Source organism: Anaerostipes sp. AF04-45 (assembly GCF_003461725.1).
Lineage (GTDB): Bacteria > Bacillota > Clostridia > Lachnospirales > Lachnospiraceae > Anaerostipes > Anaerostipes caccae.
In genome coordinates, this window is record NZ_QTXQ01000004.1 from 243,403 (window position 1) to 269,819 (window position 26,417).

Genomic DNA, 26,417 nt, shown 5'->3' on the forward strand with positions numbered 1-26,417 from the left:
TCACAGACTACTCTTCTCTTCAGCGCTTTTTCTTATTTCTAAAATATTATAACACCGATGAATTTTGAAATCAATCCTCAATTTGCCTGGATATGATCTTCTGTGTGGGAATAATCGGTAATTCCTTTTCCTGCGTTTGGATGCTTTGAGGAATAAATCTGATCTGTCAAAAAAGTCCCCAGCAGCAGTATACAAAGGATGACCAGCAGTTTAGGCTTCAGCTTTTGGATCTGATTATCAATGATTGGGGCAAGGAAATAGACGATTGCTATGCCTCCAAGTCCAAAAACAAGCAGTCCTTCCGCACAGACTCTTCCCTGGATATTCAGAAAATATCCGCTGTAGTCCCACCATTTTTGTCCATGATGTACGGTTTCGAGAAAAACAGAAGTAAAATATTCCACACATCCGCACAGCACAACTGCAGAAAAGAATTCAGCAACAGGCCGGCTTCGCATTTTATGTAAGAGCGTAAGGATCAGAATACTGCCGACACCATAGATTGGAAGCCAGGGACCGTGAAGTACGCCCCGGTTTACAAAGGTACCATCAGAGATTAAATGCAGGCTTACCTCCCATACCCATCCGATAAATGACAGGATAAAATAAATCATGATCAGAGACCAGATGGTATAATTGCGCATATAATGCAGCGTCTGAATCTTTCTGCGCTTTGTATGTTCAGGGAAATTGCTTAGTCTTCCGGGATATGAAATTTTTTGAACAGCGCCGGCAAGATCCTGGAGCCTGATCTGCTCTGACTGATATTGTTCATATTGTTGATACGCATTGGAATTGACCAGAATTACGCCGAAATAGTCAGATAAAAATCTGCCGATTCCTGTGCGGCTGTCTTTGAAGTTCCTGGTTTGTTTCAAAACAGGGATCACGTCTCCATATGCCTGCTCGATTTCTCTTTCTCCTGCAGTTTCAAAGAGATAACGGTCATTTAATAAGTCTGCATGTTTTATCTGCCGGTCTTTGGCTTCTTTTCTGAGCTGTGTGTAATACTCGCAGAATACTGCAGTTTTATATGGGCTGGAGTATAAGACTGCACTGATGCCAAGGGTCATAAGTTCGAGGATGTTCCATCCGAAAAAAGACAGTTCAAATACAAAACACTGCCATTTGTGTCCTCTCATCATATTTCTTGAAAGGGAAATAGCCTCCCTGGAACCGATGCCCGGGTTTTCCGCAACAATATAAGGTACCAGATAATAAGAATATTTCTTGATCGGACCGCCGATGACCGTTAATCCCCATAAAATCTGATAGACAGCCATGAGAAGCATCGTTTTTGCGGCCTGTGCCCACTTCCTGACCCTTAGCAGATAAAGAAAACGATGGGCTGGAATCTGACTGTAAATGCGCCCCTCCAGAAAGATTCTTCTGGATATGACGGAATATGTATTTACGATAAATACCCAGAAGAAACACACGATGAGGATACTGAGGATCAAAAGGACTGCCAGTGCAGCGTCTGTAGAGCCAAGGAAGGAATTTAACCCGGAAACTAAGGTTACAACAATGGATCCGGAAGTTACAGCGTTAAATGCCTCGGCAAAAACACCCCGGCTCCGGCCAAATGCCGGATTTCCGTGTTTGGCAGCCTTTACTTCTTCTTTTTTTATTTTTTCTGATTTCTTTCTTGCCTTTTTTGTACCGCCTGTAAACAAGTCTTCTGTAACATCGATGATCCCTTTTTGCACTGTTACGGTACCGGATGGGGAAACTTGTTCTGAAGTGGGAGAATAGGTTTTGACAAACTTAAGAGAGCCGGTGAACTCGGTGCCCAAAAATGCGGCAATCAGGCAGACGGCAAGAAACATGATATAATGCTTTTTTAATGACTGTCTGCCCAGCTGCTTCATTTCTTTTCTTGAAAGCATGGTTTTCTCCTTTGTATTCAAAGCTGTATTACACAGGCCTGTTGATTGAGAGGATTTCTTTTTTGATAATCAAAGAGAAGGAGTGTGTCTTTCCTGCATCCGCTGCCATAAACATCATACCGGAATTTCTCAATGTGGGCCATCTTGCGCATATTCTTTTTCGCATACGCGGATAAAGATGGATTTTTGGACAGTACTTCATCATAGAGATCATACAGCTCCTCTTTCCCCACAGAATAATCCCCGGCAAATCCGGGCCGGTTTTTCACATTTTCCCGCAAGTACAGATCAAAGGTTAAGTATTCCTCATAAAAAGATTTTTTTTCTTTGATGCCGGGCAGTCCTGAAATAAATTCATCCAAAATTTCATATCTGGAAATACGGGAATGCTTTCTCTTGTGATAGCCGTTTTGTAAATAGAATTCCCCGAGACTTTGGTACATATCAAAAGGTGTGGAAAATTCGTGTTCCAGCTGTCTCATCGTATAAGTGAACTGACCGCTGTTATAGTAAGTTTCCACCATACTCTCAACAGACTTCAGCGTAAGAACGTCTTCGTAAGAGAGCCATTTTGTATAGAGAACCTCATAGGGAGGAGTGCTCTTATATACAAGTCCATAGGAATCCTTCTGCTGCTCCATAAAAGATCCTTTCAGCACTTTTAAAAATCCAAGCTGCAGCTGTTCCGGCCTTACTCTGTATACGTCGTTAAAAGAATCCCTGAAACTTTTGAGATCTTCAAACGGAAGACCCGCGATCAGGTCCAGGTGCTGATGGATATTTTGTCCATGGTTGATCCTCTCTGCAATGGCGGATACTTTGGCAAAATCCATTTTCCTGCAGATCTCGGATATCGTTTTCGGATTGGTGGACTGAACTCCAATTTCCAGCTGGATCAGGCCGGGACGCATGCCGGATATCAGATCTAATTCTTCCGCTGATAAAAGATCGGCGGCCACCTCAAAGTGGAAATTGGTGATGCCGTTGTCGTGATCCTTTATATAATTCCATATGGCCGCGGCATGTCTGTGGTTACAGTTGAACGTCCTGTCTACGAATTTTACCTGGGGAACCCTGTGGTTAAGAAAAAACTGCAGTTCTTCTGTTACGAGAGACAGATCCCTAAAACGCAGGCACTTGTCAATGGATGAAAGGCAGTAGCTGCAGGAAAAAGGACAGCCCCGGCTGGATTCATAGTAAATGATCTTATTCTGAAAATCTTCCAGATGGTGGTAGACAAAGGGGACCATGCTTAAATCCATGACAGGCCGCCATGGATTTTCTGTAATCTGATCCCGATGTCGGTAAGTAATGCCTTGAATCTGAGAGAGATCTTCTGTCTTGCCGTGATAATGGTCAAGCAGCTCCAAAAATGTTTCTTCTCCTTCTCCCCTCATGATTCCTGTAACCTCGGGAAATTTCAGGAGAACTTGTTTTGCATCATAAGAGACTTCCGGCCCTCCCAGCCAGATGGGCAGGGAAGGGAACAGTTTTTTTATCTCGCGGAGGATTCGTTCCACATATTCGATATTCCAAATATAACAGGAGAAACAAAGAAGATCCGGTTTTTGTTTGTACAGATCCATCAAAATATCGTCTGTCTGCTGGTTGATCGTATATTCTGCGACAGTGATTTCGTCCTGATAGGGTTTTGCAAAAGCTCTCAGGCAGTACACTGCCAGATTGGAGTGGATGTATTTTGCATTAATTGAAGTAAGTATAACGTTCATGATTTCTCCTGTGTTTTAAAAAATCTCAGAGCCAAACGGCATCAGAGCCAGTTTTGCGATCTTAAAATGCTGAAGCCCGAAAGGAATGCCTACAATGGTTACACACAATAAGGCTCCCATAAGGGCAGAGCCTGCGGCCATGGGAAGTCCCGTGACGATCAGCCAGATAATATTCAGAAGCATGGAACCGGCGCCGCCGCCGTAACGTACTTCTTTTCCGAAGGGCCAGAAGCTTAGGGAAGCGAATTTAAAACACTGAAGTCCTACCGGTATTCCTACAATCGTAATGCACCAGAGGCAGCCGGCAGCGCACCAGCCCAGTCCGCTTACAAAGCCTCCGCAGATAAACCATAATATATTTCCAAAACAGCCCATAGTTTTTTCCTCCTATTCCTGTGTTCTTTTGCTCTTGAAGTAGATAAAATCATCGATTGCACCGAGGATATCCTGAAAGTCTTCTCTCGGAGCCAATTCTATATATTTTTTCAGAAGCTCCCGTTCATTTTTCTTATAGGGGCCGTAAAAAATATCAAAAAGATTATGGCCCCTCAGATAAATTTTGATCTGTTCCATATGTTGTCTGATATCCTCAGACGATGTCAAAGTTCTTCCGAGTATTTCTGTCAAATGCCTGCCGCTCTGCAGGCGATGAAGATATTCCTGCCATTTGTCAAACAAAATCTCATAGAACTCTTCCTCTGTCTTTAGAAGGTTTAATTTTACCATAACCTTTGGGTTCAGGAAATAGTTTTCAAAGGAATAATACTTTAGGATCAGGACGTTTTTTCTGGTGACCTTCGGCAGAGGGTCCGCATCGGAGAAACTCCGCTCATCATAGTATCTGCAGAGCTGTTTTCCGAGGATATCCGGGTCCTTTCCGTCGCTGTCCCGTATCATCAGGAACTGGTTCTTCAGATATATCTGATTCATATACTTTAAGTTGGCATAAGTCTTAATATTCGTACAGCTGTTGGTGGTAATGATGGCGATCCGCTTTAAACGGCCATCTTCATCACAGACTTCCGAATAATACCGTTCAAGCAAAAGAGGAAGACGGCTTTTGTCCTGTTTCCCCTCCACGATAAAAACAAAATTCACATCCATCAAGTCTGCCGCTGTATAGCCAAGGTCATTTAAGATTCCGCCGATATCTGTCTTATCCCGCACAATGGAATACGCATTTTTGTCCAGCTGGATCTGACGAATCTGCCGGCTGTTAAAGTTAAAGATCAGGTGCGGTGCATGGGTGGTAAACATGACCTGATTTTTTTCCGAAAGTTTATACAGCAGATCTCCTGCCGTTTTCTGGAGTTCCGGATGCAGATAGATTTCAGGAACCTCCATCATGATGATACATGGAATACTCGCGGACTCTTCCACATAGGCCTCCAGAAGGGACAAAATATAGATGCTGCGGATGCCTTTTCCCTGCTGCTCTACGGTTCTGGAGGCCTGATGTTCGGGACTGTAAATCATAGAATGAACCTTCAGCAGAGAATTCATATCATAATTCATATAATAAAATACGTCACCCACTCCGCCGTTTTTGCGAAAGCTTGTGTTGACCTTTTCCACAAAACGATCCAGGTTCAGGTGGTACAGTTTATATTCGAATAATTTGGAAGCCTCAAAGGCATTCAATTCTTCCGGCATTTTTTGATTGATCAGGCCGATGCACTGAAAACAGTGGGTGCACTTTTTTTTCCTGTCAAAGAGGCAGCAGTCGGAGCGCATCTGAGTCAGCAGCCGGTCTTCCTGGCTGATAAACAGATCCTCCTGGATCTGGGAAATATCCCGTTCCGTGTCAATATAATAAATTTTGGGAAACACCTTTGGAATATAGGGATTATTTTTCTGAAATCCGTCCTGATATAAGATCCTGCCGTTTCTGTTGGCGATAAAAGAGAACGTAAGGCACCCGTCCTGAAACGAAGGAAGCCGTTCTTTAAATCTTTTTTCCCAGACATCGTAGCGCTTATATTGGCTCACAATGCCCTCGGAATGGAGGACTTTCAAATCTTCCCGGGTAATGGAGAGTGTGATCCCTATCTCGATATTTTGTCCGGATGGATGAAAATCGTCTTCGGTGATTTGATACTGTCCTCCCACTGCTCTGACTGCATCTAAAACAGAACTTTTGCCGGCATTATTTTTACCCACGAGAATCAGAGCATTTTCAACATCAGTCAAATGCATAGTCTTGATGGATTTAAAGTTATGAATATAAAGGCTGGTTATCTGCATTGAAAGCTTCTCCGATCATATAGATATATACTATTTTATCACATTTCCGGATTTGGCAGTACTTCTTCTTCAATGCTGTCTGAAAGTTCTTTCATATCGGTGATGAGTGCAATGCGAAACATTTTTATTTTACGGTAAATCCTTCCTAGTCTCCCTTGATAAAATGGTAAAATGTTGGCAGATAATAAAGCCCTGCGGCGATCATCATGCCTCCGCACAGCATCATCAGAATTAGCTGCAGGAGCCTGGGCATATGAGGGAACAAAAGGAAAAAGGCCAGGCACCAGTAAGTGATCATAGTAGATGCTTTTCCGATAAAGGCGGCACCGTCAAGCTTTTTGCCATGAAATCGCATGGAGATAAGATTTCCTGCCAGCATATACAGTTCTTTTACCGCAAATACTGCAAACAGGTATTGGATTCCCGGAATTGTTCGAATCAAGCAGAAGATCACGGCACCGAGCGTGAGTTTATCCGCAACAGGATCCAGGGCTTTTCCCAGCTGGGTCACCTGATGAAGCTTCCTTGCTGCGATCCCGTCAAAAAAGTCGGTGATGCCGGATAAAATAAGTATGAACAATGCACGGCAGGTATCTGTCACAGACTGCGCATTTAAATAAATATACATAAAAATCGGGATCAGCAGAATACGAAAATATCCCATCAGGTTTGGTATTGTAAAGAGTTCTTTTGTACGGATTGTCATACAGTATCTCTCCTTCCGTTTTTATTTTAACATACTGCCATAAATTTGTAAGGCTTTAGGCAGAAGACAGTTTATGATATAATGGACTCCAGAAAGCTGATACGGAAAGGAGCCATTTTACAGAATGAAACCTCAATCTTACTATGATGAACTGAGCATGCAGCAGACATTGAAATTAAGAGAATTGATCCGGACTCTGCCGCCTTTTGCAAAACAATTTTTCCGCGCCATAGATACGACGACTCAGGTGCGCACACGGATCGCATATGCATATGACTTAAGAGTCTTTTTTCATTTTTTAATGGATGAGAATCCGGTGTATAAGAATTATACTGTTATAGATTTTAAACCGGCGGATCTTGACAGGATTGAGTCTGTAGACCTAGAAGAATATATGGAATATTTAAAGACTTATGTCTCCGATGATAAACGGATGCAGAACACAGAAAGGGGAATCTTCCGCAAGATGTCTTCCCTGCGGACATTTTATGCATACTATTATAAGCGTCAGCTCATAAAAACTAATCCGACTCTGCTCGTCGATATGCCGAGGATTCATGAAAAAGAGATCATTCGGCTGGAAGCCGATGAAGTCGCCTCACTGCTGGATTTTATCGAGAAGGGCGGAGATAATTTAACCGGACAGAAACGAATGTATTATGAGAAAACTAAAGAGAGGGATCTGGCCATCATTACTCTTCTTTTAGGCACAGGGATCCGTGTGTCGGAACTGGTGGGCCTTGATATGAATGACGTGGATTTTAAAAATAATGGTCTTCACCTGATCCGGAAAGGCCGGAAAGAAATGACGGTCTATTTCGGTGATGAGGTATCCGATGCCCTGCTCCAGTACATAGAAGGTTCCAGGAGCAAAATCATCCCGCGGGAAGGACATGAGAATGCCCTCTTTTATTCCATGCAGAGAAAACGAATCGGAGTTCAGGCAGTTCAGAATCTGGTGAAGAAATATGCCAGACAAGTAACTCCGCTGAAAAAAATTACTCCGCATAAGCTGCGGAGTACTTATGGAACTGCTCTTTACGAGGAGACAGATGATATTTATCTGGTTGCGGAAGTTCTGGGCCATAACGATGTAAATACAACGAGAAAACACTATTCTGCCATGTCTGATACAAAGCGGAGACAGGCAGCAAAAAAAGTGACTCTCAGAGAGAAATAAATTTTCAGGAATGCCTCTTTTTTGCTGCTTCTTCTGCCAGAGTCTGATAGAGAAGTTCAGGATCGATGGGCTTAGCAAGGTGTCTGTTCATACCGGCCTCATCTGACTTCATGACGTCCTCGCGGAATGCATTGGCAGTCATAGCAATGATAGGGATGGTTTTTCCGTGCTTTTGGCCGGAATTCCGTATGATCTCTGTGGCCTGATAGCCATCCATGACCGGCATCTGTACATCCATCAGGATAAGGTCATAGGCTTCCCCGTTTTCTAAGAATTTTTTTACTGCTTCTTCCCCGTTTTTTGCACAGTCTGCCGTGATACCTGCCATACGAAGGAGCTCTACTGCAATCTCACGGTTGAGTTCATTATCCTCTGCAAGCAGGACCCGGCATTCGGCTAATTCAGGGTGCTGTGTCATTTCACCCGGCGTGCGCACCGTTTTCCCGATGCCCGTTACAGAGAGAAGAGAATTATATAAGGAAGACGCAAAAACAGGTTTTGCCAGAAAAGAGTCTGCTCCTGCATTAAGCGCACTTTCTTCAATGGACATCCAGTCATACGCAGTTATAATGATGATTGTTGTATCAGGGCCTGCGATATTTCTCACACGTTTTGTCACCTCTATACCGTTGATATCCGGCAATTTCCAATCGATCAGACAGACGTCGTAGTCCTTCTCTCTGTTGTGTGCATCCTGAACCTTTCTCACACAGTCGTTTCCGCTCAGCACCCAGTCTGATATAATCCCCATATTTTTCAGCAATAGAGATGTATGGATGCAGCTGTCCCGGTCATCATCTGCTATGAGTACCTTCAGCGATTCTATCATATGCTGTTTTTTTGGAATTACGGATCTCTGGTCTGCCGGCTTATCAAACTCAAGTTCCACTGTGAATGTTGTTCCTTTTCCGGGCTTGCTTTTGACAGAGATTGTTCCGCCCATCAGTGTTACGAGATTTTTGGTGATGGACATGCCAAGTCCGGTGCCTCCGTACTTCTGACTCGTTGAAGCGTCTTCCTGCTCAAAAGGATGAAATAAGTTTGATATAAATTCATCAGCCATTCCGATGCCGGTATCACTGACAGTAAAACGCAGGCAGACAGTATCGGAATTTTTTTTGATCTGCCGGATTTCCATCCGGATACTTCCGCCCTCAGGAGTAAACTTCAGTGCATTGGATAAAAGATTTAAAAGAATCTGGTTCAGCCGAAGGGAATCTCCTACCAAGGATGTATCCGTCAGATCTGCCAGCGGTACTGTAAAGACAAGACCTTTGTCAGAAGCCTGGGGATATACAATGGAAGATACAGACTCCACCACAGTTTCAAGCTGAAACGGTTCATGAGCAATCTTCATTTTTCCTTCTGAAATTTTAGACATATCCAATATATCATTGATCAGCGTCATCAGATGTTTGGAGGAGTAGCCGATCTTTTCAAGGCAGTCTGAGACACGCTGACGATCATCTATGTATGCTGCTGCGATGGTTGTCATACCAATAATGGCATTCATGGGAGTGCGGATTTCGTGGCTCATTCTAGATAGAAATTCCGTTTTTGCCTTGTTGGCCTGTTCGGCAACGGTCAGGGCATCTTTTAATGCCGCGGCCTGTTCCGTCAGTTTTCTCTGAATCTCCCGAAGTTCCGTTACGTCCGTAATATCAGTAAAAACTGCCAGATAAACGGGACATCCGTCCTGCCATTCTATGCATGAAGCATTCACTTGAAGCCATAAGGTTTGTTCTTTAAGGATTTTTACATTCATCAGAAAATGCAGCGGTTTTCCCTCCAGTATCCTGTCTTTTTGCTCAAGCAGTGTATCCATATTGCTGTGTATATTTCTCTGACTCAGGCTGCTGCCGCTGCCCACCGCATCATTTCCGAAATACTCCATGAAGCGGTCGTTTCCCTCCAGCGCCTGGAAATTAAATTCCTGATCAATCCGGTACTTTGCCACAAATCCCGGAATATTTTCATAGGTAACGGATTGTTCCTTTTGTGCTCTGATTAAATCATCAATATTTGTGAGGACTGAATATGCTACCTGATGTCCGTTAATATACTCATCAGAAAACTGAGCCGAAAATTGCACCCAGACATAATTTCCGTCTTTCCGCCTGATCCGGGAAACCATATGATATCCGTTTTGTCCGGAACTGACTGCATTTAACACGGTTTCAGAAAGTTTTTCCCATTCTTTTTGGCTGTCATGGTATTGGTAATACAGATCGGGACGGTTGTGGAATGCCGCTTCATACTCATCTTTAGGCCATCCGATCAGTTCATAATAAAAATCATTTGCCCAGATCAGAGTAAAGCGGTCATCCAGCATATGCTTACTTACACTGACGCCCAGCAGACGCATTAACGTATCATATTCATAACCGGCAGACATTTCATAATTGTCCGGCACAGTGCATTCTTTTTCATGTTCTTCCATATCTGCATTCCTCCGAAACTATGTTCTCTCATGTAGTTTCTGCTAAACGTGAAAGAACTCTAACCTTGTTCATAACCACTTCTTTTATATTATACCGCAAAAATGAAAAAACTCAACTCATCTATGGAAAGTAATATGATAAAATGCTAAAATGACATCTGTGGAGGTGGCCGATCATTGCAGAATAAACAACACTTTTCTAATTTAATCTATGAATATTTTTTTCTCCGGATTCGGTTTCAATATTACGAGTGCGGGGATACACTGCCGTCCATTGATACGCTGTGCGATGAGTTCAGTGTATCCTCACAGACTGTTAAATCTGCTCTCAGGCGTCTGCGTTCAGAAGGTTATATTTCAATGCATAACGGCAGACCTACAACCGTGATTTTCCGCCAGACCGGAGAAGATCTTTCAGACTTTATTACGGGCTATTATTCAAAACGGTATAAAGCATTTGCTGATCTCAATGAAACGGGATTACTCATTTATATTCCATTAATAATGGAGGGTCTGTGCCGGATGAACGACGACGAGATTTCCGGTATCTTTCAGTTGTCTGAACAGCCAACAACCGACAATTTACTGCATTTCTATTGTTTTGTTCTCCAGAAGTTAGATAATCCGCTGATCATGAACCTTTTTTGGGAGACAGCAATGTTTGAAGGATTTCTGCTGGCTCAGAAAAATGCCGGCATCAGCCTATACAGTGATCAGACAATCAGAGATTATTTGAAAGCCGTGGCGGGATATGCGGCGGAGCGGAACTGGACTGAAACATATAAGGTACTTTTCACCTTCCAAAAACAGACTTTTGAGGAGGTAAAGAGATATGTACAAAAACATATTTCTCCTGCGCCTGATTCAGAACAGATTCCATTTAAGTGGAGGATTTACAGAGAGCATCCTCAGATCTGCTACAGTCTCTCAGTGCGTCTTCTTCATGAGATGTGTATGGGTGAATACAGCGAAGCTGAATATCTCCCATCCTACGAAAAGATGTCAGTCAAGTACAATGTATCGGTCAGCACCATGCGCAGGACCGTATATGTGCTTCATCATCTGGGTGCTGTTCAGCCGGTAAACGGGAAGGGTACCCGTATTTGCAGGATCAGGGAAGGCGATGGGATGCCGGATCTTTCCATTGCTCCGATCCGGCGCAACATGGCTTTCTTCTTTCAGGCATTTGAAATTATTATGTACTCCTGTGAGGAAGCTCTGCATATCACTTTCTCGGCAATAAGTCCGGAAGAAAAAAAACAGCTGAAGGAACAGCTGAGAAAATATTTGGCATTGGGCTGCTGTGAAATTTCTCTCTGGCGACTTCTGCTGACAGTTGCGGTGGGCAGTCCTCTTCAGGGAATCAGAGAGATCTATGGAAACATTTATGGACTGTTTCTGTGGGGCTATTCTTTGAAACCATCCCATGAGACGGAACCGGATAACAAGCGGATGTACAGGATGTTTACGGAAGAACTGATACAAGCACTGGAGACAGACGATATTGACCAGTGTGCTGCCTTTATAAAGCAATTTGTCTCTAAGCAGTTTATATTTGCTGAAAAGTATCTGATCAGACATGGCTTTCAGCAGAATGAACTGAGGCTGTCATCATCGATCAGCTTTCTTCTTTCCGCAAACGAAGGGTAATCTTCGCTTCAGTGCAAACCAAAAGGCCCAAGTACAGTCAATCACACTATACTTGGGTCAGAAAAGATGAGTCATTCACCACTATTTCCGTCGCGCTTTTGAAATGCGCTCCTCCAATAGCGGTAAATAACTTTCGAAAAGTGGCACCTTTTTTTGACAGAGACCTTTCTCCAACAGACATTACGTCCATTTTCCATATGATTGGAGTGAGGCATTCTAAGAGCCGAACGGAAATCATGTGGAAAATGTCATGATATATTGACCAGGCTGTCAACTGTTTTTAGAAGCGAATCATTTCCCTTGTGATCTTTTTCAAAGAATCTGCACCGCACATCACCATAGTGTCTTCCAATTCACTTCCTATTTTATCTATGTAGGTCCTGACACCGTCAGAACCCCCTCCATATACGGCAGTCACGAACGGCCGGCATATGAGAACACCGTCTGCTCCCAGGGCCAGGGCTTTAAACACGTCAGTGCCGGAACGGATTCCGCCGTCGACCAGAATTTTCATGGATCCTTCTACTGCATCCGAAATCTCTTTCAGTACTTCTGCAGTAGAAGGACACTGATCCAGCACACGTCCCCCGTGATTGGAGACTACGATGGCTTTGGCACCTGCCTCTTTCGCTTTTAAGGCACCTCTCACAGTCATCACACCTTTGACGATGAAAGGAAGATTGGTCTCTTTCATGATTTCAGCTAATTCTTGCTCTGACTTTCGTCCGGCAGGCGGCGTCATATTTTTAAGAAAAGGAAGGCCTGCCGCATCCACATCCATAGCCACAGCAAAAGCACCGCAGCTGTGTACCTGTGCGAACTTTTCCCGGATCGTCTGAAGATTCCACGGCTTGACGGTAGGGACACCCAGTCCGCCGGTTTTCCGGATTGCTTCTGTTGCGGCGCACATCACTTCCGGATTGGTTCCGTCACCGGTAAAAGCTGCAATTCCCGCATCGGCACAGGAAGAGACCAATACTTCATTGTATGTGACATCAGTGTATTTTTCGCTGTAATGGAGATTCACAGCCCCTGCCGGACCTGCAAAGAACGGATAGCGAAAAGTTTTTCCGAACAGTTCAAGGCTGGTATCAGCGGGCAGGTTTTCGCACAGGGTATCCATATTGACACGAATTTCCTGCCATTTTTGATAATTGCGGATGGCTGTATCACCGCTTCCTTTTGCTCCGGGCCCCGGTATCTGATTTCTGCAGGCCCTGCCATTGCATACTGAACAGGCCTTGCAGTATGGTCCCATACAGTTTCTGGCCGTCTTCAAAATTTCTTCATATTTCATATGATCCTCCAATCTTTGATTGCCGATATTACCGTTTTGCTCTGCGATATCCCGCAGCCTGTGCTTCCTTCTCGCTTTTAAACTTCACAAGATATTTTGAGGTTTTCATTTTTTCATAATCCCTCTGTCCTGGGCAGTGATAAACCTTAGATCTTGAGTTGCCGCAGATATAGACGGATTCATTGTGATGGCTCTGGCCGCTTTCGGCATGTCGTTTTTTCTTTGAAGCGGCTGTCTGAGTCTCTGTATTCTGTGCTTTTTTGCTTTTCCCTGTTTTATAGTCAATGGAGACTCCAGGCTGTACGTTATATACGAAGACATTAAATTCAATATCCTTTCCTCTGTCTTCCACAGACATAGCTTCCATCTGAACGCCTTTTGCGACCAGGTCTTCTTCCTCATAAACAGGAGTGACCCGGTACAAAACGTGATTTCCGGTCTCTTTGACATAGTCGGCTACCATATCTTCAAATGGCAGCATTCCGTCTACATTCATCGCACGGGTTCCGGTAATCAGGTTCTTTTCGTTTGCATTTTCGCCGGTGAGCTGATAGCCGATCAAATGACAGCGGTTATAGAGGTATTTTCCGTCCACATTGCTGTATTTGACAGTATGCCATCCGGTAGGTTTGACCATTCCGATGGCGCCTCTTTTTTTCGTGGGCATGATATCTTTTCCTATGTTTGCCTGGGCAGTGCCGCATCTTCCGAGAGAATCCAGTTTGCTGTATGACTCGTAAGATTTGGTCTTTAATTCCCTGGATTGAAATTCAGGCCGGCTGCCGTTGAGTTCCACATACATCTTCCCCGAATAATCAGGGATATTGTTTACGGATATGTTCTTTTGTGAGGAATTGGAGGCGGTCTGAACCTCGGTTTCCGCTGTGTGGCTGCCCGGCTGTTTTTCTTTCGAACTGTCCTGGCATGCTGTCAGGCCAAAGGCCATGAACAGTGCGAAAAGTAAGATAGAAATTCTGTTCCTTAATTTCATATTTCGTAATCTCCTTTTATATATCTTTCTTTTGTGATGCTGTGAGAGGATCCCTCCAGCTCTTCAAGCTCTGCGAGATTCCAGAGCGATAAGTCCAGATCAAAATACGTGTCTGCCGGATAAACTTTGTTCCAGCGGAATATGAAAAGTTCCCGGATCTTCTCTTCATCCTCTTTCACAGAGCAGGTTTCCAAGAGACAATAGTCATCTGCTTTTGCCCGGGATAAAAAATCTTCACAGACAACTGCATTTTTAAAGTCTTTATATAGTTCATAGGTGTAGAAATTCATATACAGCTTTGAATCTTTTGTCATAGCTTTGATAAAATCTCTTAATCTTCGGTCCTGGCTCTGTCTTCTTTTATTGAAACAAAGTCCGTTTTTATTGTCCAGACAAACAATCAATTTCATAATCTAAGATGTCTCTCCTTTCTCCGGCAGTGTCATTCGGCGCGCAAATACATCAAGCCCCTCAAAGAGTGAGGGGCTTGATAATTATATTCTCATGTACTGTTTTTACTTCTCTTTTTCTTCAATAACCTGCTTGATCAGTTCTACGGTCTGGTCAATGCCCAGAAGGCTGCTGTTGATACAGAAGTCATAGGCCTTTGCATCGCCCCACTTATTAGAGCTGTAATAGTTGTAATAGCTAGCCCGCTGCTTATCCTTTTTCAGAAGCGCTTCCTTGCTTTTCGCCTTGGGGATCTCATATACTTTTTCAATCCGTTTGATACGGTCTTCAAAAGGAGCGTGGATAAAAATGCTCAGGCAGTTATCAAAGTCTTCCAGGGCATAATCAGCGCATCTGCCGACGAAAATGCAGGGACCTTTGCTGGCAATGTCTTTAATGGTGTCAAAGGCAGCCAGAAATACTTTGTGGTTCAGCGGAAGATCAAAGGAATTGGCGTTATATCCCAGAGAATAGGGGTCCATAACCAGGGAGTATAAAAAGCTTGTGGTCGGTTTCTCATCAAAGCTTTCAAAGATTTCCTCACAGATTCCGCTCTCCTTTGCTGCGACTTTTAATAATTCTCCGTCATAAAAAGGAATACCAAGATCTTCGGCAAGCTTTTTCCCGATCAGGTGCCCGCCGCTTCCATACTGTCTTTCAATCGTAATAATCGTTTTTGTAGCCATATGAACCGCTCCCTTCTTTTCAGTAACTTCGTTTAAGTTATCTTTATTATAACGCATCTCGGCAAAAAAGTATACCCGCAGGGCACACAGGTATTTAAATGAGCCCTTGTTCTATTACCCAATCTCTTGCAAATAGCGCGTCTTCCTTCATTTGCCTCGAAAGGCAGTCAAGGGATTCAAACTTCATTTCCGGGCGTTTAAAACAAAGAAGTTCAACAGATATTGGTTTATGATATATATTCTTATCAAAATTTAAAATATACGTTTCAACCCCCATATGTTTTTTTCCTTCGATCGTGGGTTTGACGCCTATATTGCTGATTCCGTAATATACCTGATTTTTGATCGTAATCCTCGATACATAAACTCCGTTAGGGGGAAGCAGCTTTTCAGGATTTGGAATTTGATTGGCAGTGGGAACTCCTAAGATATCTTTTCCCATATGATTGCCCTGCACGACGGGTCCATAAACCAAAAAAGGGGATGAGAGCAGGCTGTTGGCCTCCTCGATCCTTGCCTCTCTGAGCAGGCTGCGGATGCGGCTGCTTGAGACAATTCCTCCGTTCAATTCAAGTTTTGGAATTACGATCAGTTTAAAATCGTATTCTTTCTGCATCTCCTTCAAGAGTTCTACATTTCCCTGACGCTTGTATCCGAAGCCGCAGTCGTCTCCCACCACAAGAATTTTCATTCCGACCTTTTTGATCAGGACTTCTGTCACGAAATCCCTCGGAGAGAGCTTAGAGAATTCTTTGGTAAAAGGATGCTCAATTAAGACGTCCATCCCCTTTTTTGCCAATAAGCGCTCCTTTTCTTCTTTAGAATAGATCATGTGATAATTTTCGGATTTCAGGGTATTGACCGGAGGACGGTCAAAAGAAAATACAACAGTCTGGTATCCCTGTTTTTTGTATTCCAGCAGCTGGTCAAAAATAAGCTGATGGCCCCTGTGCAGTCCGTCAAATTTACCAAGCGCTACCGCAGAGTTATGAAATTGAAAGTTCTCCGTTTGATGTATGTATTCCATAGTGCTCCTTTCAGTAAAATAATTTATCCGGAAAGTACATTTTTTTCTGATCTTTCCAATCATACACCCCGATAAAACAGCCGTCCTCATCATAAATCCTCAGCCGCTGTTCATCGCCGCAGGAGGATGTAAAACACTCTGATTTTAAGGGGTTGCCATTATAGAGGATTTTTTCATATTGTTTTTTTACCGTTTGACAGGGAAGGCTCATAAACACCTGATCCGGAGGAATGACAGCCTCCATAAGCCGATTTTCCTTGACCAGCTTCTCAACCTCATCCAGAGTATGGCTGTCTTTTTTGTGAAATCCGCTGGCCGCAGTGCGCTCCAAACTGGTCATACAGGCACCGCACCCCAGTTTTTCGCCGATGTCGCGTCCAAGGCTCCGTATATAGGTGCCTTTGCTGCAGACAACGGTCATGGTAAACTCAGGGAGACAAATCTCTAAATTTTTGATTTCATAGATCGTAACGGGTCTTGCTTTTCGCTCAATTACTTTACCCTCTCTTGCAAGTTCGTACAGTTTTTTGCCATTTACTTTCAAGGCAGAATACATGGGAGGAATCTGATCATAGCCTCCTTTAAAAGAACAGATGGTTTTTCGCACCTTGTCCTCGGAGACAGAAATGTCTGATTCTCTCAAAGTCTCTCCCCAGATATCTTCCGTATTAGTTGTGAGGCCGAGACGGAAGACTGCCCTGTATTCCTTTTTCGTATCCGTGAGCATATCGCACAGCTTGGTAGCCTTTCCAAGACAGACAGGAAGCACACCGGTGGCCTGGGGGTCCAGGGTGCCGGTGTGTCCGATTTTCTTTTGTTTTATGATTCCCCGGAGCTTTGCCACTACATCATGAGAGGTAAAGCCGGCTTCTTTGTAAATATTTAAGATACCGTGTATCATAAGCACCTCTATAATTGTTCTCGGATTTTTGAAAGGACAATGCCGGTCACTTCTTCAAGTCCGGCTTTCATACTGAAGCCGGCAGCACGGACATGCCCTCCGCCGCTGAATTCTTCTGAGATTGCAGCCACATTGACTCTGCCGTTGGAACGCATGCTGACCTTATAGGTATCTTTGTCCAAAGCGTACAGAAATACCGCAGCTTCTACCCCTTTTGTAACTCTCATCTGGTCGATTATCCCGTTGGTGTCCCCGGAATCAGCACCGAGGGCCTGCATTTCATCTTCATTCAGGTAAGAAAGAATGATCTGGCCTTCTTCATAAAGCCGGCTGTTTAATAGTGCCTGTCCCAACACGCGGTTCTGTACAAACGTTTTCTGATAAAAGGTTTCATCGATGACTCTGGATGTATTGATTCCTTTGGAAATCAGTCTGCCGGCGTACTCCATTGTCTGCTTCGTCGTATTGGAATGCTTAAATACACCGGTGTCATGGACGATACCGGTATACAGGCAATAGGCACAGGATAAAGAAATACGGTCCGGTTCAAATAACTCATACAGCACTTCGCAGGTGGCACTGGCCTGGGGTTTTAAAATATACTCCTGACCGATTCCTTTGCTGCTGATGTGGTGGTCGATACAGAACGTCTTTGCCGCGCGTTCATACATGGACAGATACGGTTCGATCCTGTCCAGAGAACTGCAGTCCAGGACAAAGAACAAGTCATAGGATTTATGTTCGGCCTCCTGTTTCACTGAATCAGCCCCGGAAAGAAAGAGAAACTCCGGAGCAATGGACTCAAGATAAACTGTAACAGATTTCCCGGGATAATTATCCAAAATGTACTGCCGAAGCCCCAGGCAGCTCCCGATGCAGTCACCGTCCGGATGGATATGGCCGGTGACTGCAATGGTGTCTGCGGCTTCGATGGATGATATGAATTCATTCATAGTGCTTCTCCTATTTGTTCAGCTCGTCAATTTTTTTTGACATTTCAACACCATATTCAATGGAATCATCCAAAATAAAAGTGATTTCCGGGGTATTCCTAAGATTAATGGAATGTGCCAGCTCCCTGCGGATATAGCCAACCGCACTTCTGAGGCCGTTAAGGGTATCCTCTTTGGCTTTCTGGTCTCCAAGGACACTGATATAAGCCTTACACTGTTTTAAGTCCGAGGTCACAACCGCATCCACAACAGATGTCATAGGAGCGATGCGGGGATCTTTAATTTCCCGACTGATGATACGGCTCAGTTCCCGCTGTACCTCCCCGTTGATTCTAGTATTCTTAATGCTGTTCTTTCTCATGGTTTTCCTCCTGTAAAGAAGGCTTATCTAGGGATCTCTTCCATTATATAGGCTTCAATCTGATCGCCTTCTTTAATATCATTATAATTTTCAAGCACAAGGCCGCACTCAAAGCCGGTCTTGACTTCTTTTACGTCGTCATTGAAACGCTTGATAGACGCGAATCCGCCTTCGTGTACGACGATACCGTCACGGATCAGTCTGGCAGTGCTGCCTCTCTGAATGATACCGTCGAGGATATAGGATCCTGCGATGGTTCCGACTCCGGATGCCTTGAATGTCTGGCGTACTTCGGCGTGGCCGATGACTTTCTCCACATACTCCGGCTCCAGCATACCCTTCATGGCCGCTTCGATATCTTCGATAGCGTTATAAATGACACGGTACAATCTCAGATCGATTTTGTCTCTCTCGGCAGCATCTTTAGCGGTTGGGTCCGGACGGACGTTAAATCCGATGATGATGGCGTTGGATGCAGATGCAAGCATAACGTCAGATTCCGTGATCGCGCCGACTCCTCCGTGGATGACTTTGACGGCTACTTCATCGTTAGAGAGCTTGGAAAGACTCTGCTTTACAGCCTCCACCGATCCCTGAACGTCTGCTTTGACGATGATATTTAAATCTTTTACGCTTCCTGCCTGGATCTGGTCAAAGAGATCATCCAGAGAAAGCTGTGATTTTGTCTCTGAGAGCATTTTTTCTCTGCCGTATGCAATGAATTTCTCTGCCGTTGAACGGGCTTCTTTTTCATTGTCCATGGCCATGCAGACTTCTCCTGCAAACGGAACTTCGCTGAGCCCGAGAATCTCAACCGGAGTTGACGGTCCGGCAGTTTTGACACGTTTTCCTTTGTCATCAATCATAGCACGGACTTTTCCGTGAGCACTTCCGACTGCGATGGCATCTCCCACATGGAGAGTTCCTTTCTGAACAAGTACGGTAGCGACCGGACCGCGTCCTTTGTCGAGTTCTGCCTCGATGACAATACCTCTTGCCTTACGCTTCGGATTTGCTTTCAGCTCCAGAACTTCGGCTGTGAGCGAGATCATATCAAGAAGATCGTCGATTCCCTCTTTGCTGTGTGCGGATACAGGACAAAAGATTGTCGTACCGCCCCAGTCTTCCGGAATCAGTTCATACTCTGTAAGTTCCTGTTTTACACGCTCAATATTTGCACTTTCCTTATCGATCTTGTTGATGGCAACGATGATCTCAACACCGGCAGCTTTGGCATGGTTGATTGCCTCGATTGTCTGCGGCATGACACCGTCATCTGCGGCTACTACAAGGATTGCGATATCGGTGGACTGGGCACCGCGCATACGCATGGATGTGAAGGCTTCGTGTCCCGGTGTATCCAGGAATGTGATTGTTCCGCTCTCTGTCTGTACCGTATAGGCACCGATATGCTGGGTGATCCCTCCGGCCTCACCGGCAGTGACACGGGCGGATCGAATCGCATCCAGAAGAGAGGTTTTACCGTGATCAACGTGTCCCATAACGCACACAACCGGCGGTCTGGTCACAAGATCCTTTGTATCTTCTTCGTCTTCATCTTTTAACAGCTCTTCGATGACGTCTACGGTCTCTTCTAACTCAACGATGCGGTCATACTCTAAAGCGATCTCTTCTGCACGTTCAAAATCCAATTCTGTGTTGAGGTTCACAAGTCCGCCTCCGGAGATCAGAAGTTTTTTGATGATGTCATTTGCAGGGATGTGGATCGCTTCCGCAAACTCTTTTAAGGTGAGGATCTCAGGAATTTTTACTGGTTCACTTGGATCATATTCTGGCTTCTTTACCGGATCCGGCTTGATAAAAGCTCCCGGTCCCGTCTTTTTCTTCTTCTGGGTATTTTGATTTTTATTGTTGAACTTATTGTTTCTGTTCTTTTTGTTGTTCTTGTTAAACCTATTGTTTTTATTATTCTTCCCATTCTGTCCGTTATTATTGGAAAATTTCTGAGAATTCTGCGGATTTTCTTTCTTCAGCACTTTCTTCTGAGTTCCCTGATTCTGGCCCGCTTCTTTTTCCTTCGGCTGCCTCTCAGGCTTTTTGCCCGTACGGTTCTGATTCTGAGTATTCTGAGGCCTCTGTTGTCCCTGCTGATGCTGACCCCTGTTGCCGCGCTGCTGGTCTCGGCCCTGCTGATTCCTTGGCTTTTCCTGGCAGTTCTCCGGTTTATTCTCTTTCTTCACCGGTTTTTCTTCCTTTTTTACTCCAAGGGCCTTGTCAATGACCGCGATCTGGGAGTCTTCCACCGTACTCATATGATTTTTTACTTCGATATTATTTTTTTTCAATATTTCAATGATTTCTTTGCTCTGTTTATTATATTTCTTTGCTATCTCATGGACTCTAGTTTTTGCCATAGATTGCACCTCCATTATTCAATTTTACTATTTTCGAGTTTCCCGCGAATGGCCTTTGCAAATCCCTGATCTTCCACAGCTACCGCCGCACGGAATTCTTTTCCGATGGCGTGGCCAAGTTCGCTTCTGTCGCTGAAAAAATACAGCGGCACATGATAGTATTCGCACATATTCCGGTACATCTTTTTCGTATTTTCGGAAGCATCATTGGCCGCAAGGACCATGCATGCATGGCCGGATTTTACGGATTTTTCTACCGCAAATTCTCCGCTTACCAAATTTCTCGATCGGGCTGCTAATCCGAGAAGAGACAGAATTTTATGATTCAAGATCCATCATCTCCTTTTCCAGCGCGCCATAGACTTCCTCGGAAATCGATGTCTTAAAAGAACGATCAAGACCTTTTGACTTTCTCGCTTTTTTCAGGCAGGAGAGAGAACGGCAGATATAAGCGCCGCGTCCGTTGGACTTGCCGGTGGGATCGATGAAGATATCTCCATCCTTGGGTTTTACCACTCTAACAAGGTCTTTTTTCGCTTTTGATTCCTGACATCCAATGCATTTTCTCATCGGAGTTTTCTTGTTCATATACGATCACATCCTAAATTTTATTCGTCAATATATTCAGATTCTTCGGAAAGGAGCTCATCTTCCACGGCATTTTCATCATCGTAAGCCATGGATTCATCTGCCATTTCTTCGGATTCGTAATCTTCATAACCTTGGAGTTCCTCTTCTTCCTCAGCCTGAGATTCACTTTTGATATCGATTTTATAGCCGGTCAGCCTTGCAGCGAGTCTTGCGTTCTGCCCCTCTTTTCCGATAGCCAGTGATAACTGATAATCCGGAACGACAACCTGAGCACTTTTTTCCTCCACGTCTACGGATACAGATACAACCTTAGACGGACTCAGCGCATTTTCGATATAGACACAAGGATCTTCATTCCAGTTGATGATATCGATCTTTTCACCTTTTAAGTCATTGACGATCGCGTTGACTCTGGCACCGTTCATGCCGACACAGGCACCGACAGGATCTACGTTTGGATCATTGGACCAGACGGCAAGCTTTGTTCTGGAACCGGCTTCGCGGACGATGTTCTTAATCTCTACGATGCCGTCCTGGATCTCGGCTACCTCTTTTTCAAAAAGACGCTTTACAAGATCCGGATGTGTACGGGACACTAAGATCCGGGGTCCGCGGTTGGTGTCTTTTACTTCTACAATGTAAAGTTTGATCCGTTCCGTGGGCTGGAATACTTCGCCTCTGATCTGTTCGGACTTCATCAGAAGTGCATCTGTCTTGTCATCCAGGCTGACACTGACGTTTTCGCCGACATAGCGCTGTACCACGCCTGTGACAATGTCTTTTTCCTTGCAGTAAAAATGATCAAAGACAACTCTTCTTTCTTCTTCTTTGATCTTCTGTACAATGACACTTCTGGCGTGCATAGCAGCAATTCTTCCAAAATCTTTCGGTGTTATCTCCACGCGGACAATATCACCCAGCTCATATTTAGGGTCCATTGCTTTTGCTTTGGCAAGACTGATCTGGAGCGCCGGGTCAAAATCTTCCCCGTCTGCGGTTTCCACGACTTCTTTTTCTGCATATACGACAATATCTCCGGTCTCACGGTCCATATTGACCACCACATTGTCTGCATTTCCAAAGTCTCTTTTGCATGCAGCAACCAGGGAATTTTCAATCGCTTCCATAATGACGTCTTTATCAATATGCTTTTCTTTTTCTAACTGGTTTAATGCATCAATTAATTCACTCATTTTTTCTGTTGTCCTCCTTTAAAAATCTAATGATAAACGGGCGGATGCCACACTTTTTGTTTCAAATTCCTGATCGGTGCCGTCGATCGAGAGTATGATTCTTTCCTTTGAATATTCTTTTAATATACCGGTAAACTCTTTTTGTTTGTCGATGGCTTTATATAATTTAATGTCCACAGACTGCCCGATACTTCTCTGAAAGTCTTTTTCCTTTTTTAAAGGCCTTCCAAGACCCGGGGAGCTGACTTCCAGAATATATGCGTCTTTGATGAAATCATCGGCGTCCAATTTGGCCTCCAGTGCCCGGCTGATCAGCACACAGTCATCGATACTGATGCCTCCCTCTTTATCCGCGTAAATCCGCAGATACCAGTTGGCACCTTCTTTTACATACTCCACATCAACAAGTTCAAAGTGGTTTTCATCGATGATCGGTGTCACAAGTTCTTCTGTTTTTTGTTCAATCTCTGCTTTTCCTGCCAAGTTGCCCTGCCTCCTTTTCTGCGCAAACAATAAGAGTGGACTTGCGTCCACTCTTTAAGTTAATGCTTTATGTTATTGATTATTATAACACTTTCATTTACAGAATACAAGGGTTTGTGTCGGAATCTTGTTTTTACCTTGAGTTTTGAATGAAATCAAAGATCAAACAGTGACAGCTGGGTAATCTCCGGCTCTTTTTTTCCTGCGGTCTCTTTTGCCGTATATTGCTGCGGCAGGTCCGCGAGAAATTCGGAAGATTCTTTTCTTGTAAGAAGGATTAGTTCTTCTTTTGCCCTGGTCATGCCTACATAGAACAGACGTCTCTCCTCTTCCTTATCTGCATGGTGAGCAGGTGATTCCAGCGGTATACTGCCCTGTTTTGTTCCGGCGATGAACACAACCGGAAATTCCAGTCCTTTGGACCCGTGGAGAGTCATCAGGGTGACAGCATCTGACGTATATTCCTTTTCACCGCTTCTTTTTATATCCCCTTCTGTTCCCAGCAAAAGATTGGACAAAAAGGATGCCATATCTTTATGAAACAGAGTCATCTTGTACAGACTGAGAAGGGATTCATCATCCAAAAGACCGTTCTTTTCCATCCAGAGCTTTAAAACCTCTCCTGGAGACTCTTTTTTCAAAAGCTGTTTGAATTCTTTTTCTAAGGTTCCGCAGTCAGGAAAAGCGTTCAGTGCGATCTGAAGAGCCTTCGTATCCTTTTCATCGAGAAGAAACCGAAAAAATGAAGTTGTACCTTTTACCTTTTCTTCCTCAAGAAAACTATCCTGTCCTGTGATGACGCATGGAATACTCTCCTGTCTTAAACATTTTTCTATGGCTCTGGCCTGATGGTGGGTTCTGTATAATACGGCAATTTCTCCAAAACCTCTGGGATGTTCCGTTTTTAAGGCATAATTCTGGGCATCCATCATATCCATGCCGCCGGTGAGCCTGTTGATTTCCTTTGCAATAAAAATGGCCTCGGACCAGTCATTGGAGGCAGTGACCAGACGGACTGGTTTCCCGGGTTCACGGACGGCAGAAAGACAGCGTTTGTTTCCCGGATTCCGGCTGATCACCTGAAGGGCAGACTCCACGATTTCAGGTGTTGAACGGTAATTTTTCTTCAGATAAATTTCATACAGATCCGGAATTTCTTCTTTCAGCCGTGCAAAACATCTGGAATCAGAACCCCGGAAACCATAGATCGACTGGTCCGGATCTCCAATGACAAATAATTCTTTCCCGTTTTGGTTCCAGAAAAGCACCAGACGGAATTGTATGTCGTTGATATCCTGGAATTCATCCACGAGAAGATAAGAAAACTGAGAGGTTTGTAAAACCGGGGATTCTGCCTGTGAAAGCACACGAAGAAGCAGGTCATCAAAATCTGTAAGACCCATTTCACTCATGATTTCCTGAAAACAGTCTGCTTCATCATTCGTCAGACGCTCTTCCATCGGCACATTGTTTTTAAAATTGGATATCTGTTTTAAAAAGTCCTTTGGCTTCTTATCTGAATCTAAACGGTTCAGGGCTTCTTTGGCAGTTTCAAGAAGTTCCGCTTCATCGGCGAGGATAATGTCCTCACCCTGCTGTTTCAGAAGCTGAAGGCAGATAGAATGAAAGGTGCCGATGGTCATATCTTTGACAGCCCGTTTTCCTCCAAGCCTTTTGGCAAGCCGTTCTCTCATCTCCGCTGCCGCCTGGTTTGTAAAGGTAACGGCTGTGATCTGAGACGGAGATACGTTCCTCTCCTTCACAAGATAAGCTATCTTGTCTACCAGGGTTTTCGTTTTTCCTGTTCCCGGTCCCGCGATGACCGCAACAGCTCTGTTCTCAGCAGTGACCGCTTCCTGCTGTTCTTTGTTGATCCCTGTATCTTTTCCTTCAAGGCCGTCTGTTTCCATGACAGTTTCTTTTTTCACAGGTCTGATTTTTTTCTTCTTTTTCCCGGGCTCGGCTGCGGCGGCAATACCAAGAGAATCAAAAAGTGTCATCTGGCCGTTAATGATATCCATCTCGTCCTTTTCGATGAGATGGATTTTTCCGTATTCTCCGTCATATCCGGGGTCGCGCCGGACTTCTCCCCGTCTTAAACGCCGGATTCCTTCCTCTACACAGGCTCCCGCACTGTGTCTTATATCCTCAAAAGGTACTTCTCTTAAAATAGAAAACTCCGGTCCAAGCTCTGAGAGCATTTTTTCAAACTGCGCATTCACCTTTTTCCCGCCGGCCGACATTCCCGTAGATGCGGCAATGACTTCCGGAAGTGGTACGAGGCTTTCAAAGGGCTTTGCGTCAGGGCGGAGATAATCTTCGGGCCTGTCCGCCAGCTGTTCTACCCGGTGCTGGACTCCGATGGTGATTTTTTTCCCGCAGACCGGACAGATGCCGCCATATTCCTTTGTCTCTGACGGAGTCAGCACAAGACCGCATTTTCGGTGTCCGTCAAAGTGATATTTTCCTTCTTCCGGGAAAAATTCGATCGTTCCGTAAAGGCCCTGTCCGGTCTGGATGGCTTTCGTGAGTTCCGGATAAGAAAGTTCAATGTCCATGAGATTGGCTTCCCGCCCAAGCTTTGCCGGAGAGTGGGCATCTGAATTTGAGATCAGCTGGAAGGAGTCCAGCGCTGAAAGCCTCCAGTTCATAGGAGGATCGGAGGACAGGCCTGTCTCTAACGCATGGATATGGGGCGTTAAGTCTTCAAAACATTCCTCGATCGTATCAAACCCCGAAAAGGCTCCGAACAGTGAGAAATGAGGAGTCCATATATGGGCAGGCACCAGTACTGCATTTGGAGAAATGTCCAGAAGAATCTCTAAGAGATCCCGGCTGTCCAGACCAAGGATCGGCCTGCCGTCGGAATGGATATTGCCGATGGTCTCAAGTTTTGCAGAAATCTTATCTGCGGTTTCGAGTCCCGGAAGAAGGATCAGGTTGTGGACTTTCCTTGTCTTTCCGTTCTTTTTATAGATAGAACTGATCTCCCCGGTAACGACAAAGCGCGGACTCTGGCTGTCCGGAGCGATCCCGTCTTTTATTCGGAACTCTTCCTTAAGGATGTATAATCCTTCTTCCGCAGGTTCTAATTTTTCCCGTAACTCGTCCCTCCACGCCTGATGAGTAAAATCACCGGTTCCTACAATATGAATCCCTTTTTTTCTGGCCCAGAGATCCAGATGTTCCGGATCACACTCTTTGCTTGTTGCCCTGGAATATCTGGAGTGGATATGTAAATCTGCAATGTACATCGTATTCTCCTTCTTT

Annotated in this window: 22 protein-coding genes and 1 other annotated feature (1 of these 23 running past the window's edge); of the genes, 2 read left to right on the forward strand and 20 right to left on the reverse strand. The window is 44.5% G+C overall.

Annotation, left to right across the window (positions count from 1 at the left end):
* Positions 1-32, reverse strand: a binding site (T-box leader); it reaches 173 nt to the left of the window's first position.
* A gap of 45 nt (positions 33-77) precedes the next feature.
* From DWV34_RS08045 to DWV34_RS08065, 5 genes are all read right to left on the reverse strand, one after another.
* Positions 78-1,889, reverse strand: coding sequence for a DUF975 family protein (locus DWV34_RS08045; protein WP_022261046.1), 1,812 nt, complete (start codon positions 1,887-1,889; stop codon positions 78-80).
* A 17-nt stretch (positions 1,890-1,906) separates the two neighbouring features.
* Positions 1,907-3,619 (reverse strand): B12-binding domain-containing radical SAM protein, encoded by a 1,713-nt coding sequence (locus tag DWV34_RS08050; RefSeq protein WP_118475876.1) that lies wholly within the window; start codon positions 3,617-3,619, stop codon positions 1,907-1,909.
* Between the two features lie 15 nt (positions 3,620-3,634).
* On the reverse strand, positions 3,635-3,994 hold the full coding sequence (locus DWV34_RS08055) for a YccF domain-containing protein (protein WP_006566935.1): 360 nt from the start codon (positions 3,992-3,994) through the stop codon (positions 3,635-3,637).
* Positions 3,995-4,006: 12 nt separating this feature from the next.
* Positions 4,007-5,863 carry an ATP-dependent nuclease gene (locus DWV34_RS08060; protein ID WP_006566936.1) on the reverse strand — a complete coding sequence of 619 codons (1,857 nt, stop codon included), beginning with the start codon at positions 5,861-5,863 and terminating at the stop codon, positions 4,007-4,009.
* 145 nt (positions 5,864-6,008) lie between these two features.
* Positions 6,009-6,569, reverse strand: coding sequence for a CDP-alcohol phosphatidyltransferase family protein (locus tag DWV34_RS08065; protein WP_009289606.1), 561 nt, complete (start codon positions 6,567-6,569; stop codon positions 6,009-6,011).
* A gap of 124 nt (positions 6,570-6,693) precedes the next feature.
* Between DWV34_RS08065 and DWV34_RS08070 the strand changes: the two genes are divergently transcribed.
* Entirely contained in the window at positions 6,694-7,749 is a 1,056-nt protein-coding gene (locus tag DWV34_RS08070; protein ID WP_022261044.1) for a tyrosine-type recombinase/integrase, read from the forward strand.
* A 4-nt stretch (positions 7,750-7,753) separates the two neighbouring features.
* Here the strand turns inward: DWV34_RS08070 and DWV34_RS08075 are convergent, their stop codons facing one another.
* Complete coding sequence (locus DWV34_RS08075; RefSeq protein ID WP_118475878.1) at positions 7,754-10,189, reverse strand: PAS domain-containing hybrid sensor histidine kinase/response regulator; 2,436 nt, start codon at positions 10,187-10,189, stop codon at positions 7,754-7,756.
* Between the two features lie 177 nt (positions 10,190-10,366).
* On the opposite strand from DWV34_RS08075, the gene DWV34_RS08080 reads away from it, so the two are divergent.
* Positions 10,367-11,839 (forward strand): GntR family transcriptional regulator, encoded by a 1,473-nt coding sequence (locus DWV34_RS08080; RefSeq protein ID WP_158565678.1) that lies wholly within the window; start codon positions 10,367-10,369, stop codon positions 11,837-11,839.
* Between the two features lie 280 nt (positions 11,840-12,119).
* Here DWV34_RS08080 and DWV34_RS08085 read toward each other — a convergent pair whose 3' ends face one another.
* The 14 genes from DWV34_RS08085 to DWV34_RS08150 form a co-directional block, all read right to left on the reverse strand.
* Complete coding sequence (locus DWV34_RS08085; RefSeq protein ID WP_009289612.1) at positions 12,120-13,136, reverse strand: alpha-hydroxy-acid oxidizing protein; 1,017 nt, start codon at positions 13,134-13,136, stop codon at positions 12,120-12,122.
* Positions 13,137-13,164: 28 nt separating this feature from the next.
* Entirely contained in the window at positions 13,165-14,127 is a 963-nt protein-coding gene (locus tag DWV34_RS08090; protein WP_009289613.1) for a DNA/RNA non-specific endonuclease, read from the reverse strand.
* Positions 14,124-14,537: a hypothetical protein gene (locus tag DWV34_RS08095; protein WP_009289614.1), complete on the reverse strand. Its 414-nt coding sequence runs from the start codon at positions 14,535-14,537 to the stop codon at positions 14,124-14,126. Before DWV34_RS08095 ends, DWV34_RS08090 begins: the two co-directional genes overlap by 4 nt.
* 105 nt (positions 14,538-14,642) lie before the next feature.
* Entirely contained in the window at positions 14,643-15,263 is a 621-nt protein-coding gene (locus tag DWV34_RS08100; RefSeq protein WP_009289615.1) for a cytidylate kinase-like family protein, read from the reverse strand.
* A gap of 94 nt (positions 15,264-15,357) precedes the next feature.
* Positions 15,358-16,290 carry a bifunctional riboflavin kinase/FAD synthetase gene (locus DWV34_RS08105; RefSeq protein ID WP_009289616.1) on the reverse strand — a complete coding sequence of 311 codons (933 nt, stop codon included), beginning with the start codon at positions 16,288-16,290 and terminating at the stop codon, positions 15,358-15,360.
* A gap of 10 nt (positions 16,291-16,300) precedes the next feature.
* Positions 16,301-17,191, reverse strand: a complete 891-nt coding sequence (gene truB / locus DWV34_RS08110; protein WP_022261042.1) for a tRNA pseudouridine(55) synthase TruB — start codon at positions 17,189-17,191, stop codon at positions 16,301-16,303.
* 8 nt (positions 17,192-17,199) lie between these two features.
* On the reverse strand, positions 17,200-18,144 hold the full coding sequence (locus tag DWV34_RS08115) for a DHH family phosphoesterase (protein ID WP_118475882.1): 945 nt from the start codon (positions 18,142-18,144) through the stop codon (positions 17,200-17,202).
* Positions 18,145-18,154: 10 nt separating this feature from the next.
* Positions 18,155-18,505 carry a 30S ribosome-binding factor RbfA gene (gene rbfA, locus DWV34_RS08120; protein ID WP_006566949.1) on the reverse strand — a complete coding sequence of 117 codons (351 nt, stop codon included), beginning with the start codon at positions 18,503-18,505 and terminating at the stop codon, positions 18,155-18,157.
* Between the two features lie 23 nt (positions 18,506-18,528).
* A complete protein-coding gene (gene infB / locus DWV34_RS08125) occupies positions 18,529-20,880 on the reverse strand; it encodes a translation initiation factor IF-2 (protein WP_118475884.1) in 2,352 nt (783 codons plus the stop codon).
* A 14-nt stretch (positions 20,881-20,894) separates the two neighbouring features.
* Positions 20,895-21,209 carry a L7Ae/L30e/S12e/Gadd45 family ribosomal protein gene (locus DWV34_RS08130; protein WP_009289621.1) on the reverse strand — a complete coding sequence of 105 codons (315 nt, stop codon included), beginning with the start codon at positions 21,207-21,209 and terminating at the stop codon, positions 20,895-20,897.
* Complete coding sequence (rnpM, locus tag DWV34_RS08135; protein ID WP_009289622.1) at positions 21,199-21,468, reverse strand: RNase P modulator RnpM; 270 nt, start codon at positions 21,466-21,468, stop codon at positions 21,199-21,201. Before rnpM ends, DWV34_RS08130 begins: the two co-directional genes overlap by 11 nt.
* Before the next feature lie 20 nt (positions 21,469-21,488).
* The gene (gene nusA / locus DWV34_RS08140; protein ID WP_006566953.1) at positions 21,489-22,664 is read right to left on the reverse strand and encodes a transcription termination factor NusA; all 1,176 of its coding nucleotides are present in this window, start codon (positions 22,662-22,664) and stop codon (positions 21,489-21,491) included.
* Positions 22,665-22,682: 18 nt separating this feature from the next.
* Positions 22,683-23,147, reverse strand: coding sequence for a ribosome maturation factor RimP (rimP, locus tag DWV34_RS08145; protein WP_009289623.1), 465 nt, complete (start codon positions 23,145-23,147; stop codon positions 22,683-22,685).
* Positions 23,148-23,302: 155 nt separating this feature from the next.
* Positions 23,303-26,401, reverse strand: coding sequence for a UvrD-helicase domain-containing protein (locus DWV34_RS08150; protein ID WP_022261040.1), 3,099 nt, complete (start codon positions 26,399-26,401; stop codon positions 23,303-23,305).
* Positions 26,402-26,417 lie beyond the last annotated feature (16 nt).

What these genes read in the sequence shown, in the direction of transcription:
- DWV34_RS08100 (WP_009289615.1), bottom strand. Translation starts at nt 15,263, where the DNA reads ATGGCTACAAAAACGATTATTACGATTGAAAGACAGTATGGAAGCGGC.
- DWV34_RS08075 (WP_118475878.1), bottom strand. Translation starts at nt 10,189, where the DNA reads ATGGAAGAACATGAAAAAGAATGCACTGTGCCGGACAATTATGAAATG.
- infB (WP_118475884.1), bottom strand. Translation starts at nt 20,880, where the DNA reads ATGGCAAAAACTAGAGTCCATGAGATAGCAAAGAAATATAATAAACAG.
- truB (WP_022261042.1), bottom strand. Translation starts at nt 17,191, where the DNA reads ATGATACACGGTATCTTAAATATTTACAAAGAAGCCGGCTTTACCTCT.
- DWV34_RS08045 (WP_022261046.1), bottom strand. Translation starts at nt 1,889, where the DNA reads ATGCTTTCAAGAAAAGAAATGAAGCAGCTGGGCAGACAGTCATTAAAA.
- rnpM (WP_009289622.1), bottom strand. Translation starts at nt 21,468, where the DNA reads ATGAACAAGAAAACTCCGATGAGAAAATGCATTGGATGTCAGGAATCA.
- DWV34_RS08060 (WP_006566936.1), bottom strand. Translation starts at nt 5,863, where the DNA reads ATGCAGATAACCAGCCTTTATATTCATAACTTTAAATCCATCAAGACT.
- DWV34_RS08095 (WP_009289614.1), bottom strand. Translation starts at nt 14,537, where the DNA reads ATGAAATTGATTGTTTGTCTGGACAATAAAAACGGACTTTGTTTCAAT.
- DWV34_RS08065 (WP_009289606.1), bottom strand. Translation starts at nt 6,569, where the DNA reads ATGACAATCCGTACAAAAGAACTCTTTACAATACCAAACCTGATGGGA.
- nusA (WP_006566953.1), bottom strand. Translation starts at nt 22,664, where the DNA reads ATGAGTGAATTAATTGATGCATTAAACCAGTTAGAAAAAGAAAAGCAT.
- DWV34_RS08050 (WP_118475876.1), bottom strand. Translation starts at nt 3,619, where the DNA reads ATGAACGTTATACTTACTTCAATTAATGCAAAATACATCCACTCCAAT.
- rbfA (WP_006566949.1), bottom strand. Translation starts at nt 18,505, where the DNA reads ATGAGAAAGAACAGCATTAAGAATACTAGAATCAACGGGGAGGTACAG.
- DWV34_RS08115 (WP_118475882.1), bottom strand. Translation starts at nt 18,144, where the DNA reads ATGAATGAATTCATATCATCCATCGAAGCCGCAGACACCATTGCAGTC.
- DWV34_RS08055 (WP_006566935.1), bottom strand. Translation starts at nt 3,994, where the DNA reads ATGGGCTGTTTTGGAAATATATTATGGTTTATCTGCGGAGGCTTTGTA.
- DWV34_RS08090 (WP_009289613.1), bottom strand. Translation starts at nt 14,127, where the DNA reads ATGAAATTAAGGAACAGAATTTCTATCTTACTTTTCGCACTGTTCATG.
- DWV34_RS08105 (WP_009289616.1), bottom strand. Translation starts at nt 16,290, where the DNA reads ATGGAATACATACATCAAACGGAGAACTTTCAATTTCATAACTCTGCG.
- DWV34_RS08085 (WP_009289612.1), bottom strand. Translation starts at nt 13,136, where the DNA reads ATGAAATATGAAGAAATTTTGAAGACGGCCAGAAACTGTATGGGACCA.
- DWV34_RS08150 (WP_022261040.1), bottom strand. Translation starts at nt 26,401, where the DNA reads ATGTACATTGCAGATTTACATATCCACTCCAGATATTCCAGGGCAACA.
- DWV34_RS08070 (WP_022261044.1), top strand. Translation starts at nt 6,694, where the DNA reads ATGAAACCTCAATCTTACTATGATGAACTGAGCATGCAGCAGACATTG.